The sequence below is a fragment of the Pseudomonas sp. R84 genome (genome assembly GCF_009834515.1).
Classification (GTDB): domain Bacteria; phylum Pseudomonadota; class Gammaproteobacteria; order Pseudomonadales; family Pseudomonadaceae; genus Aquipseudomonas.
Window position 1 is genome coordinate 4,196,640 of the sequence record NZ_CP019426.1, and the last position, 13,727, is coordinate 4,210,366.

Annotated in this window: 9 protein-coding genes; 6 read left to right on the top strand and 3 right to left on the bottom strand. The window is 59.8% G+C overall.

Features of this window, described 5'->3' with window-relative positions; translation table 11 throughout:
• Positions 1–10: 10 nt before the first annotated feature.
• The 4 genes from PspR84_RS18495 (at position 11) to PspR84_RS18510 (ending at position 4,751) form a co-directional block, all read left to right on the top strand.
• Positions 11–658 carry a response regulator gene (locus PspR84_RS18495; RefSeq protein ID WP_160058646.1) on the top strand — a complete coding sequence of 216 codons (648 nt, stop codon included), beginning with the start codon at positions 11–13 and terminating at the stop codon, positions 656–658.
• Between the two features lie 106 nt (positions 659–764).
• A complete protein-coding gene (locus PspR84_RS18500) occupies positions 765–1,352 on the top strand; it encodes a fimbrial protein (RefSeq protein ID WP_116030164.1) in 588 nt (195 codons plus the stop codon).
• Between the two features lie 74 nt (positions 1,353–1,426).
• Positions 1,427–2,173, top strand: coding sequence for a molecular chaperone (locus PspR84_RS18505; RefSeq protein WP_116030165.1), 747 nt, complete (start codon positions 1,427–1,429; stop codon positions 2,171–2,173).
• Positions 2,174–2,258: 85 nt separating this feature from the next.
• Complete coding sequence (locus PspR84_RS18510; protein ID WP_116030166.1) at positions 2,259–4,751, top strand: fimbria/pilus outer membrane usher protein; 2,493 nt, start codon at positions 2,259–2,261, stop codon at positions 4,749–4,751.
• 130 nt (positions 4,752–4,881) lie between these two features.
• Here PspR84_RS18510 and PspR84_RS18515 read toward each other — a convergent pair whose 3' ends face one another.
• The 3 genes from PspR84_RS18515 to PspR84_RS18525 form a co-directional block, all read right to left on the bottom strand.
• Positions 4,882–8,556, bottom strand: a complete 3,675-nt coding sequence (locus PspR84_RS18515; protein WP_160058647.1) for a translocation/assembly module TamB domain-containing protein — start codon at positions 8,554–8,556, stop codon at positions 4,882–4,884.
• Positions 8,553–10,280: an autotransporter assembly complex family protein gene (locus tag PspR84_RS18520; RefSeq protein ID WP_160058648.1), complete on the bottom strand. Its 1,728-nt coding sequence runs from the start codon at positions 10,278–10,280 to the stop codon at positions 8,553–8,555. The genes PspR84_RS18515 and PspR84_RS18520 overlap by 4 nt, the downstream gene beginning before the upstream one ends.
• 66 nt (positions 10,281–10,346) lie before the next feature.
• Entirely contained in the window at positions 10,347–10,997 is a 651-nt protein-coding gene (locus PspR84_RS18525) for a GNAT family N-acetyltransferase (RefSeq protein WP_007912451.1), read from the bottom strand.
• Positions 10,998–11,293: 296 nt separating this feature from the next.
• Here PspR84_RS18525 and xthA point away from each other — a divergent pair, with 296 nt between their 5' ends.
• Together xthA and PspR84_RS18535 are read left to right on the top strand one after the other, a co-directional pair.
• Positions 11,294–12,106 carry an exodeoxyribonuclease III gene (gene xthA / locus PspR84_RS18530; protein ID WP_160058649.1) on the top strand — a complete coding sequence of 271 codons (813 nt, stop codon included), beginning with the start codon at positions 11,294–11,296 and terminating at the stop codon, positions 12,104–12,106.
• 188 nt (positions 12,107–12,294) lie between these two features.
• Entirely contained in the window at positions 12,295–13,629 is a 1,335-nt protein-coding gene (locus PspR84_RS18535; RefSeq protein ID WP_160058650.1) for a phosphate ABC transporter substrate-binding/OmpA family protein, read from the top strand.
• The last annotated feature ends 98 nt before the right edge of the window (positions 13,630–13,727 follow it).

Genomic DNA, 13,727 nt, shown 5'->3' on the forward strand with positions numbered 1-13,727 from the left:
TAAAGCACTCATGGAAACCTTCAACGTTGTCATCGCCGATGATCATCCCATCGTCCTGCTGGGGGTGCGGGAACTGGTCGAGCGCGACCGGCGCTTCAGCGTAGTCGGCGAGGCCGTGTGTTCCGATGGTTTGATCAAGCTGCTGAGGTCACAACCGGTGGATCTGCTGATCACCGACTTCAACATGCCCGGTGACTCGCCCTACGGTGATGGCCTGAAACTGGTGGAGTACGTGACCCGACACTTTCCCGCAGTGCGGGTGCTGGTGCTGACCATGATTTCCAACCCGTTGATCCTGACCCGCCTGCAAGAACTCGGCGTACTTGCAGTCATTCAGAAAAGCCAGTTGCACGTTGAAATAGAAGTGGCGCTCAAAACCATCGCCAAGGGCAAGCGCATAAGCGGCCATCGAACGACGCCGACTTCGGTGCTGGACGATGGCGCCGATCTCGATGAACGTTTCTCCCGTCTATCGCCCAAGGAACATGAAATCCTGCGCTTGTTTGTTCAGGGGCAAGGCGTCAATGAAATCGCCCGAGGTCTGAATCGAAGTGCAAAGACAATCAGCACGCAGAAGATTTCGGCCATGCGCAAACTGGATGTCAGCAGTGATCAGGAGCTGCTGACTTACTGCATCGAACGCAACTTGTTCAATTGACAGACTGTTGCCCCTCGCAACTTGCTGGTTTCTAGGGATTGTCTGATGTTGCAGCGCCCAACCGGGTTTTATCGTGTTGTCTTTACCCCACCAATGGAAAAGCAACATGAAAAAGCTGTCTCGCACGCTTCTCGCCCTGTCGATCTTCGCTGCCGCTAATGTCCTGGCGGCCGATCCGGTTGTGCCTACCAAGGCTGGCAGCGGCACCATCAACTTCACCGGCACCATCAACAACGATGCCTGCTCGGTCGAAGGCGCCGGCAAGGACAAGACCATTTCGGTGAACATGGGCGAAGTGTCGATCAAGGACATGGGCACCGCCACCGCGCCAAAAGGCAACGGCACGCTGAGCGTCGAGAACTTCGACATGAAGATCAACTGCAACGCTGGCACCAAAGTGGCAATGATCTTCGAACCAACCAAGGGCGCAGGCTCGGGTATCGAAACCGGCACCAAGGTCTTGAAACTGATCGACGGCCTGGGCTCGGCAAAAGGTATCGGTATCGCCTTGCTTGATGCCAACGGTGCAGTAATCGACCTGACTTCGCCGACTACCGCGCGCATCGAAAACACCCTGCAGGACAGCAACACCACGCTGAAATTCTCGGCCGCCTACGTGACCACCGTCGATCCGAAACTGGCCGTTGCCGGCCGTGGCGACGCGACCCTGCCGTTCACCCTGCAATACGAATAAATCGCGCGATTCATCGAGCACTGTGCGGGGCCGAACGGTCCCGCACTTTCTTTCACTCTGCGCGGTAATTCTTCATGTTTTTACGTCCTTCCCTGTCCCTTTGCGTCGGCCTTCTGGGCCTGCTCGCCGTCAATCAGGCCATGGCTGGCATTTCCCTGAGCAGCACTCGACTGATATTCGACGGCAAGCACAAAGAAGCCGGCATCACCGTGCGCAACAGCGGTGCAGACGTGTTGATTCAGTCCTGGGTCGATACCGACAGCGACGAAGCCTCTGTGCCCTTTGCCGTCACTCCACCGCTGGTGCGCGTCAGCGACGGAGAACAACAGATTCTGCGGGTCATCTACGAAGGCACCGGTATGCCCAAAGACCGCGAGTCGGTGGTGTGGTTGAACGTGCAGGAGATCCCGCAGTCGGCGAAAACCGCGAACACCCTGCAACTGGCGGTGCGCCAACGGATCAAGGTGTTCTTCCGCCCTGGCGGCCTGAACAACAACGCTTATCAGGCCCCGACCGAGCTGACCTGGCGACTGACCGAGCGCGCCGGCAAGAGCGTACTGGTGGTGAGTAATCCCGGGGTTTATCACGTCTCGATTGCCGACATCACTGTGCAATCCGGCGCCACACGCGAGCATCCGTTCGACTCGATGATGATCGCCCCTGGCGAAGAAAAAGAGTTTGTTCTCAAACAACTTCACACGGCAGGTTCCCCGCGCCTGTTGTTCAGCAGCATCAACGACTACGGCGCCAGAGACCGTTATGTCGCGCAACTTTCCGGCAGCGCCGCAGTAAGCGCCAGCCTGGATAAAGAATCGCCATGACTCGCGTGCTGCTTTAACAGCCGCACTTTCACTGTATTTCTCTTCGCTCCGTTAGTTCGTATCGGAGGTGATATAGGGTTCCTGCATGTTTTTATTCAAGCGCGATGGCCTGGCACCGTTTTCGGTTGCTCTGGTCTTCAGCACAACCTGTCTGGCTGACGCCGAAGAGCAATTCAATACCTCGTTTCTGCAAGGCGCGACGTCTGCCATCGACCTGCAATCGCTGCTCGCCGGCAGCCGCGTGCTCCCCGGCACTTACCGGGTCGATCTGTATGGCAACGATATGCTGGTGGGCCGCCGCGATATCGCCTTTCGGCGTCTCCCCGACAGTCACAAGGTCCAAGCCTGTCTGACTCTGGACATGCTCAAGCAACTGGGCGTGGATATTGGCAAGCTGCAAGCCAGCGGCAAACTCGACGTCGCCGATGCGGATGCCTGCCTCGACCTGCCAGCGCTGATCGATCATGCCACCGTGCGCTATGACGTGCCGCGCCTGCGTTTGCTGGTCAGCGTGCCGCAAAGTGCCATGGAGCGTGGCCGCCGTGGTTATGTCGATCCGGCGCTGTGGGACGAAGGCGTACCCGCAGCGTTCATCAATTATCAGGTGAGCAGCAACCGCAACAGCACCGATGCCCAGACCACGATTGCCAATAACGTCGGCCTGCGCAACGGCATAAACCTTGGCGGCTGGCGCCTGCGTAACGAGTCGAACTTCAACAGCAGCACCGGCCAGCCAAGTACGTTCAAGAGTAACCGCAGCTACCTGCAACATGACGTCACCGCGCTGAAGGGCCAGTTCAGTGCCGGGGATATTTTCTCCGACGCCGACCTGTTCGACAGCGTGCGTTATCGCGGCCTGAAACTGGCCTCCGACGACGGCATGCGCGCCGACAGTGAGCGCGGCTATGCGCCGGTGATTCGCGGCATTGCGCAATCCAGCGCCACGGTAGAGATTCGCCAGAACAATTACATTCTGTACACCGCCAACGTACCGCCCGGGCCGTTCGAGATCAGCGACATTTACCCCAGCGGCTCCAACGGCGATCTGGAAATCACCGTAATCGAAGCCGATGGCCGGCGCCGGGTCACGGTGCAGGCTTTTTCAAGCCTGCCGATCATGGTGCGCGAAGGCCAGTTGAAGTACAGCGTTTCGGCGGGCCGCTACAACAGCAACAGCGATGACCAGCAAACGCCGGAATTTATCAGCAGCACCGTGGCTTATGGCGTCAGCAGTAACCTGTCGGCGATTGTCGGCACTCAGGCCACCGAGGATTTTCAGGCACTGTCGATCGGCGCCGGTCGCAACACTGCCATCGGGGCGATCTCGCTCGATCTGACCCACTCCAGCAGTCGCACCTTCGGCCAGACGCTCAAGGGCAACAGCCTGCGCGCGTTGTACGCCAAGACCTTTACCGGTACTGACACCAACTTCACCCTCGCCGCTTATCGCTATTCGACCGAGGGCTATCGCACCTTGAGCGAACACGTCGAAGAGCTAAGCCGTGAGGGTGAGCAGCGTAGCGGCAACTCGAAAACCCGCACCGACCTCACTGTCAACCAGAGCCTGGGGCGCAATCAGCAGTTCGGCAGCATCTACCTCAACGCCAGTGATCAGCGCTATTGGGGCCGCGGCGGTTCGCAGAGCCTGTCGGCCGGTTACAGCAATTATTGGGCTGACGTCAGCTACAACCTCAGCGCGACTTACACCAAGGATGTCGGCAACTACGGCCCGGCGAACAACGACACTTTGTTCAATCTCTCAGTGTCGTTTCCGCTGGGCTCAAAGCCCCGCGCGCCGCGAGCGTTCGTTTCGGCCAGCACGCAGAAAGATGACAGCAGCACCCAGGTCGGCATCAACGGTTACCTGTCCGAAGACAGCGACACCTATTACTCAGTGCAGGGAGGCAACAGTCGCACCGGCGGCAGTACGGGGTCGGCCAACCTCAGCACGCGAACCCCAGTGATGGACATCAGCGCCGGCTACAGTCAGGGCCGTGGCTACAACTCGCAGAGTCTCAACGTGGCCGGATCGATTGTCGGCCACGCGGGCGGGATCAACCTGGGGCAGACCGTCGGTGAGACTTTTGCGCTGGCGCAGGTCGACGGTGTCAAAGACGTGAAGATTGCCAGTTTCTCGGGCGCGAAAACCGCCGGTAATGGATTCGCTGTGGTGTCCAATGCGCAGCCGTATCGGGTCAACTGGATCAGCCTCGACACCCGCGACCTGGGCGGCGACTTTGAAATTGAAAACGCCACCCAGCAAGTGGTACCGCGCCGTGGTGCCGTGGTGCTAGCGCGCTACGCGAGCAAAACCGGACGCCGGGTGCAGTTTTCTCTGTTCGACGCGCACCACCAGCCGATCCCGTTTGGCGCCGCACTGGAGGACGCCGCCGGCAAACAACTGGCGATCTCCGACCCGAGCGGCAAGGCACTGGCGCTGGTCGCGGACGACGCCGGCACCCTGACCATCAATTGGCAAGGCCAGCGCTGCGAGGCGTCGTATGCACTGCCCGAGCGGGACAAGGCGTTGAACTACGAGCGGGCCTCCCTGGTGTGCCGCGCGCCAGTGGCTGACTGAGAAGACGCCATCGCTGGCAAGCCAGCTCCCACAAAGTCCTTGGCGCACACAACAATCATGTACGCCACAGAAGCTTGTGGGAGCTGGCTTGCCAGCGATTGAAGCGACTCGGTTCAGGAGAAAGCGCGATCTAGAAATCGCGCTTGTAGAAAATATCCAGCGAACTGGCCACGCCACTGGCCGCTTCGACGTAAACCTTCTTGCTCAGCTTATAGCGCAGCGCAATGGTGCTGGCTGGTTCAAACACGCCAACGCCATAACGCAAACTGAGCTTCTCAGTAATATTGCCGCTGGCCACAACACTGGTGGCATCGCCGCTGCCTGCGGTATCGAGCTGGAAGTCCTGAATTCCCAGATCCTTGGCCAGGCTGCTGGTGACTCCGGAGCTGCCCATCAAGCCCAGACCCAACGCCGCTTGCGCGAGCATGTTGTTGTCTTCGCCGTTGGTGCTCAGCGGTCGCCCGAGGACCAGATAGGACAGCGCCTGCTCCTGACTCATCGCCGGCTCGGAGAAGATCTGCGTGGTCGGCTGTTCGGCGCTGCCGCTCAGGCGAATACCGGCGATCACGTCGTCGGTCTGGCGGATCGCTTCGATGTCCAGATACGGCTGATCGAGGGGGCCGGCGAACAACAGACGCGCACGCCGCACTTGCAGGCGCTGACCGTAAGCACTGTAGCGACCGTCGTTAAGCCACAGCTCGCCACGGGTGTCCATGTTGTCGCCGATGTGCACGTGACCTTGCACGTTGGCGGTCAGACCAAATCCGGCGAAGGCGAGTTTGTCTTCGCCGACCACCACGTCGATGTCCATCTTCATGGCCATCGGCGGTTTGCCCTCTTCGGTCTGCGCCCCGACGATGATCGTGTCATCGGAGACTTTCACCGTTGACGGCGGCAGTTCACGCACGGTGATTTCACCTTTGGGCACCTGCACTTTGCCGGCGATTTTCAGTTCGTCGCCAGCCATGGAAATCTTCAGGTCCGGCGCCACTTCAAGTTTCGCGTACGGCTCGACGGTGACCGGCAATTGCGTACCTTTCAGCGCCAGATCGACAACCAGCGCCTGACCCCAGGCTACGTTACCGTTCAGGCTGCCCTGCCCGCTCTTGCCACTCTTCCAGCCGCCGTCGAGGCGTACCGATTCGCCGGCAATCAGGGCGGTGAGTTGCAGGTTCTGCAGCTCCATCGGCAACTCGGCGCCGGACACTTCGCCGTCGCTGAGTTGCACAGTGCCGTTGACCAAAGGCGCGAGCAATCCGCCGGAAATCGTCCCGCTGCCGTTCAGGCGCCCGGTGAGCTTCTCGACCATTGGCACAAACGGCCGCGCCACCGACAGATCCAGCCCACTCAGACGGAACGAGCCGCTCAGCGGTTTGTTTTTTGGCAGCGGATTGAGCTGCGCCTGCACCAGCAACTCGCCGAGTTTGCCGCCGACGAAGTTGAGTTCGGTGTCGACGCGTTTCGGGGTGAGTTTGCTGGTCAGTTTCAGTGTCTGGTAGGGGAAATCCAGCCACTGATCTTTCTCTCGCATACGCAAGGTGCCGCCACTGGCGTCGATGCTGACCACGCCATTCGGGCCGCTGGCCGGCAGATCCAGTTGCAGATCGGCGTTGAGTTTGCCTTGCCAGGCGAAGTCTTTCGGCAACCATTGCGCCAGACTTTCGATCGGGAATTGCTTGAGGTGGTAGCGCAGTTTCGGCTCTGGCATCAGGCGCTGATCTTCACCGCACAGGCTGGCATTGCCGGACATCCAGCAATGCGCACCGAAGTTGATTTTACCGTCGGCCAGACGTTCGAGCTTGGCCGGGCTTTGCAGTTTCCAATCCTGGCCACCCGCCTGAATATCGCCACTGGCCAGACGACCACGCCAGTTGCCCTTGTCCAGATTGCCATCCAGACCGAGGGCTAGTTTCAGCTTCGGCCCGATCAGGTCGAGGTTGAGTTTCTGGTTCTTGATGTCGCCCTGAGCGCTGGCAGTCAGCGTGCCCAATGAAGTGTCACCGGCCTGAATGCCGGCACCTTTCAGATCGATCTTCGCCCGTTGCGCACTGTCGAGGGTGGCGTCGAGGTTGAGGCTTTGCAGGCGATTGTCCTGGAAGGCCAGTTGCGAACCTTGCAGGTCGAGTTTGCCCTGCGGTGCTTTCAACGTGCCGGCGACATTGACCTGCCCGTTGACCTGCCCGCGCAGTTGCGGCCAGAGCTGAGCCAGACGCGACAGCTTGATATCAATCTGCCCGGTGAGTTTCTGTTGCAGACTGCCCTTGCCGCTGATGCTGTTGTCGCCGAGACGGATTTGCAGGGCATTCAGATTCCACTGTTCGCCAGCGCCATCAGCCTTGGCCTGGAGGATCGCCGGTTGCCCACGCAATTTGCCTTTCAAGTCGAGGTCGGCGGTGAGGCTCAGGCGTTCGTTTTTCATTTCGCCTTGGCTTTTCAGCGGTCCAGCTAACGTGCCCGGCAATTCGGCGACCCAGTACGCCGGGTTGAGCGCCGACAGTTCCAGCGCGGTGTCCCAGGCGATACCGTCGGCGAACTGCACATTCACATGGCCTTCAGCCTTGCCCTGCCCGGCTTCCATTTTCAGTTGCGGCAAGGCGACCTGTTTCAGGCTGCCGCTGAACGGACTGCTCAGGGTAAACGCGCCCGCCGGGCCATCCAGTGCGGCGGCGAAGTTGCCGAGGTACTGACCATCGGTGTAGGAGACTTCGCCGGTGAAGGTGCGCAAAGCGACCTCAGGTTCGTCGATTTCGTTGTAGAGCCGATGCCACGGAAAGTCCTGCCAGTTGATTTTGGCTTGGGCGCTGAGGCCTTTACTCCAGTCGACGCTACCGGTGAGTTTCAGGCTTTGTTTGTCGTTGGCTGTCAGATCAAGGCCGGCGATCTGCGCGCCGCTGGCGTCGACTTTGCCTTGGAGCAGCAGCGCCACTGGGCCTTTGTCGGCGGGCAGCGTGGCGTTGCCGTTGAGCTGGTAACCGTTTTTCAGGTCGCCTTCACCCGTCAACAGCAATTGATTGAGTTGCAGGGTGTCGGGCAGGTCGGCGCTCGGTTTGAACGCCTCGCTAGTGATGCGCACCTTGGCTGGCAGGTTTTCCGCCAGCGGTTGCAATTCACCACTCAACTGGCCGTCGAGGTAACCACGACTGTCGGCGTGCAGGTTGAGGGTTTTCAACAGGTCGCCGTCGATCTTCAACGCCAGCGCCCACAGCCCCGTGCCCGGCGACGGCAATGTCAGGTCACCGGCGATGTTCAGCGGCCAGTTGCCGGTCGGCGTGAGTGTGCCGGACAGGTTCAGGCTGAGGTCGTCGCGCTGCAATTTCACGCTGTCGATCTGCATGCCCTGGGCGGTCCAGTGCGCCGCCAGTTGCAAGCCCTTGAGCTGTTCGCTGCCGTTGAACAACAGGCTGCCGACCTGTACGTCGCCCAGCTCGATGGCCACCGGCAATTGCAGATCCGGCAATTTGATCGGGCCGCTTTCGGTGGTTTCTTCGCTCGGCGGGAATTGCAGAATGACCTGATCAGCCTTGAGCTGTTCGATGCACAGGGTCATGCGCGTCAGGCACAGCGGCGACCAGGCGAAGATTGCCTGGTTCAGTTCGACGCGACTGCTGTCCTGCTGCCACAACAGATGATCGGCGCTCCATTGCCCGCCAAGGCGCCCCTGGAAATTCTCGACGCTGAGCCCCGGCACAAGGCCCAGTACCCAACGGCTGCCAGCCGCCGTGCCGAGTACGGCGGTGACGCTCAATACAATCAACAACACCAGCGCCAGCAGCGTCAGCGCCGTAATTTTCAAACCACGCTTCACAGCTCAGGCCCCATGGAAAAGTGCAGCCGGATGCCGCCATCGTCGTCGAGTGCGTGGGCCAGGTCGAGGCGGATCGGCCCCACCGGCGAGACCCAGCGCACACCAATGCCGACCCCGGTCTTGAGGTTCGGCAGTTCGAGTTTGTTGAAGGAGTTGCCCTGGTCGACGAACGTCGCCACGCGCCATTTTTCGGCGATCGAGTATTGATACTCGACGCTGCCAGCGACCATGTAACGGCCGCCGATTCGGTCGCCATCGGAGTTTTTCGGCGACAGACTCTGGTAATCGTAACCGCGCACGCTCTGATCGCCACCGGCAAAGAAGCGCAGCGACGGCGGCACCGAGTTGTAGCCGTTGGTGGCGCTACCGCCGACCTGCACGCGACCGAGCAAGCGATGTTTGTCGAACACCGTGGTCAGGCCTTTGACCAGCGCGGTGCCATACAGAAGGTTGTTGTCCGAGCCGAGGCCTTCCTTCGCCACTTTGCTTTCGAAGCTCAGGCGATAGCCGTTGTGCGGGTCGATGCGGTTGTCGCTTTTCAGGTACGAGTAACTGATGCCGGGCATCAGCAAGGTGCTCAGGCCGGAGTCATCGCCGAGTTCATATTCTTCACGCTGCCATTTCAGCGAAATCACCCGCTGCCAGCCGCTCGGCAATTTGCTGTGCCATTCCGGGCCGAAGGTCAGCAGTTTGCTGAGCGTGTCGGAACCGTCGATGTCTTCGAACTGATAACCGCCGGCCCAACGCAGTTTGTCGGTCAGCGGCGGGTCAAGCGGGATGTCGTAGAACAGCCCGACGTTTTGCCGTGGCGCCGAGAGTTCGGCTTCCCAACCGTAGCTGTCGCCTTGCGGGTTGACCCAATGGCGCGTCCAGTTGGCTTTGATGCGCGGGCCGACGTCGGTCGAATAACCGAGGCCCAGGCCCATGGTCCGTGGCTTGCGCGTGTCGAGTTTGACGTCCACCGGGATCACGTCATTTTTCGCTGTCGTCGGTGCGGCATCGACGCGCACGCCTTCGAAATAGCCGCTCGATTGCAGGTCGCGATTGAGTTCGGCGATCAGCTCGGAGTCGTACGGCTCGCCTTCCTTGAACGGCACCATGCGTTGCAGCAGGTCTTCGTCGAACGGCGTATCACCTTCGAATTTGACTTTGCCCAGCGCATAACGCGGGCCGCTGTCGTAGATCAGTTCGATGTCGGCCACCCCGGCGCGCGGGTCGACCATAAGTTTTTGACGGGTGAAATGGCCACTGAAAAAACCGAAGCGCGAGGCCTGATTCTGAATAAGTCTTTTGGCGTCTTCGTAACGGCCATGGTTGAGCACCGCACCGGACTTGAGCGCGTCGCTTTTCGGTACACGAAAAGATTTGAGGGAGGCAGCCGGGCCGTCGACACGAATGGTGACGTTGCGCAGATGAATCGGCTCGCCGGGATCGATGTTCAACACCAGGCGCGGCTTGTCGCCGCCCTTGACGTCACTTTCGATCTGCGGCTGGTAGTAGCCCAACGCCTGGGCCGCTTTGCGCGCCTGCTCTTCGGCACCGCGACTGAAGCGCTGCAGGGCTTCTTCGTCACGATCGCCGAGGCTGCCGATATAGCCTTCTATATTGGCCTTGAGTTCATCGTTGGACGGTTTGATCCGCACATCCAATTCACTTTGCGCCAGCGCCGCGCAGCTGGTTAACAGCACGAGCACGCCACTGGTAAATCTTCCTGGAAACTTCATAGGCGCGGATGCTATCACGGGCTTGGGAGCGTGATAGAACAGGAAATTTCCCAAGAAGTTCGATTGTCATGCTGTTGCAGTTTGTAACACCTGCGGATTGGCGTGGAAAAATACGTGTTCACGCACCGGCCCGACGGCAACCTCGCCGATCTCCTCGTAACCCTGCCTTTTATAGAATTCCAGGTAACGCGGGTTGCCGGTGTCGAGCACCACGCCCTGCGACGTTTCATCCACCGCGCACCAGTTGTGCACGGCGGTCAGCAGTTGCTCGCCAAAGTGCTTGCCCTGAAATTGTGGGTGAATGCCCAGCAACGGCAGCATGTGCACCGAATCGCTGGGCACGCAGGCAGCAACGGCATCATGGTATTCCAGATAACGGCGGGTGCAGCGGAAACCGGTGCTGAGCACCATGCGCAAACGCCACGCCCAACTTTCGGTGATGCCCAGACGGCGTTGCGGCGGCGCGATCAGGGCGATGCCGATCAGACGGTCGTTGACCAGCAGGCCGATGGCGGGCAGATCCTGCAGAAAGTGTTGTTTGACCAGCTCCCGCACCGTCGCCCGCACGCGCTGTTCGTAGCCGGGGCGTTCGGCTTCGAACAGATAGCCGAAGGTCGGCTCGTGGCGATAGGCCTGATAGAGCAGCGAGCGGGCTTCGCGGGAATAACCGCGGTCGAGCATATGAATGTCGGCGATGGCGGTCTGGGTTTCAGGCATGACGGTGAATCTCCCCGGGGCGCGTTCAAATGGCGGCGCTCTTGTTGGTACGAACCTTTTGCGGGTGGCGTGGTTCCCCACAGGTATAGACCAACCTTGGATCTTCATCGATTTTGCCGACCTCTTCGCGAGCAAGCTCGCTCCCACATTTCGATCGCGTTCCCCTGTGGGAGCGAGCTTGCTCGCGAAGAGGCACTTACCCGCAACACAAATCCCACAGACCAAAATGATTTCTCCCACACTGGCCCATCTCCCCCATGTCAGCTAGCATCGCCCTTTTGCCAGGACTGCCGACCATGAAGATCGTTTCCTTCAACATCAACGGACTGCGCGCCCGTCCGCATCAGCTGGCAGCGCTGATCGAAAAACACCAGCCGGACGTGATCGGCCTGCAGGAAACCAAGGTCCACGACGACCAGTTCCCGCTCGAAGAAGTCCGCGCCCTCGGCTACCACGTGTATTTCCACGGCCAGAAAGGCCATTACGGCGTGGCCATGCTCTCGCGCAAGGCGCCCATCGCCATCCACAAAGGTTTCGCCACCGACGAAGAAGACGCTCAGCGTCGCTTTATCTGGGGTACCTTCGCCGACGCCAATGGTGTGCCGGTGACCATCATGAACGGCTATTTCCCCCAAGGCGAAAGCCGCGACCATCCAACCAAATTCCCCGCCAAGCAGCGTTTCTACAGCGATCTGCAAGCGCTGCTGGAAAGCCAGTTTCACAATGAACAGCCCGTGGTGGTGATGGGCGATGTAAACATTTCCCCGGAAGACTGTGACATTGGCATCGGCCCGGACAACATGAAGCGCTGGCTGAAAACCGGTAAATGCAGCTTCCTGCCGGAAGAGCGCGAGTGGATGGCACGCCTGAAGAACTGGGGTTTGACCGACAGTTATCGTCACCTGAACCCGGACGTGACCGACATGTTCAGTTGGTTCGATTACCGCAGCCGTGGCTTTGAAGATGAGCCGAAGCGTGGCCTGCGCATCGATGTGATTCTGGCGTCACATGGTTTGTTGCCGCGAGTCAAAGCCGCCGGTGTTGACTATGAATTGCGCGGAATGGAAAAGCCGTCCGATCATGCGCCGATCTGGCTTGAACTCAGCTGATCCCAAGCCTTACGCAATACCTGTAGGAGTGAGCCTGCTCGCGATAGCGGTGAATCAGTCGACATAAATGTTGACCGGTACACCGCTATCGCGAGCAGGCTCACTCCTACATTGGATAGCTGTCATCTTTCGGTCATGCGCCTGACTTAATCTCCCCGGCAATCCCCTTGGCTTGATCCGGTGCCGGCATGACCCTGCGTGTTCTGTGCGTTTTTCTCTTGAGTGCGTGGCTGACGGTTTCTGCCGCTGCCCTGCCCCTTCCTGAAAACGGCCCGGCGCTGCGTATTCAAGGCTCCAACACCATCGGCGCCGAACTCGGCCCGGCGCTGGTCGAAGGGTTGCTGCAAGAGCAGGGTTTGCTGAAAATCCACCGCGAAACCCCGGACACGGCCAACGAACTGCGCATCGTCGGCCAGACCGCCCAAGGCAAACGCGTGGTCGTGGAAGTGGCCGCGCACGGTTCCAGCACCGGTTTTACCGCGTTGAAAAACGCCAGCGCCGACCTGGCCGCGTCTTCCCGCGAGATCAAGGACAGTGAGTTGCAGACCCTGCAATCACTGGGCGATCTGAAAAGCCCCGCCGCCGAACAAGTCATCGCCATCGATGGCCTGGCGATCATTCTTCATCCCGACAATCCCCTCCAACAACTGGACACCGAGCAACTGGCGCGGATCTTCAGTGGCGAAGTGAAAACCTGGGAAGACCTTGGCGGGCGTGGCGGTGCGATTCATTTATATGCGCGCGATGATCAATCCGGCACCTACGACACGTTTAAAGAACTGGTCCTCAGCCGTCGTGGGAAAAGTCTGAGCAGCAACGCGAAAAGGTTTGAGTCCAGCGAGCAACTGTCCGACGCCGTCAGCGCGGATCCACAGGGCATCGGCTTCATCGGTTTGCCCTACGTGCGTCAGGCCAAAGCCGTGGCCATCGCCGATGGCGCATCGCAATCGATGTTGCCTCTGAACAGTCTGATCGCCACCGAGGACTATCCACTGTCGCGGCGCTTGTTCTTCTATCTGCCACCCGACAGTAACAATCCTTGGGCGAAGGCGTTGGTGACATTTGCGCAAAGTCGTCAGGGTCAGGCGATTGTCGCCGCCAACGGTTTTATCAGCCAGACCGTGCACGCTATGAGCGTCGCGCCGAACGCGTTGATGCCCGAGGGTTATCAATCACTCAGCCGCCACGCCCAGCGTCTGACGGTGAACTTCCGTTTTGAAGAAGGCAGCGCGAGTCTGGATAACAAAGCGCGTCAGGATCTGGCGCGGGTGATCGACTATATAAAGCGGCGGGACAAAACTGAACGCGCGGTGACATTGGTCGGGTTTGGTGATGCCAAGGATGACCCCGCACGCGCGGACCTGCTGTCGAAGCTGCGCGCGATGGCGGTGCGCCGGGAGCTGGTGAAGAACGGCCTGGTTCTGCGTGAGGTTCGCGGCTTTGGCGCGTTGATGCCGGTGGCGGCGAACAATGTGGATGAGGGCAGGATCAAGAATCGGCGGGTTGAGGTTTGGGTGTATTGAGCCTGATGGTTATGTACTGAATGGGCCGACCCCTTCGCGAGCAAGCTCGCTCCCACAGGGATCGCATTCTTCCATTTGGAATGCGCTTTAATGTGGGA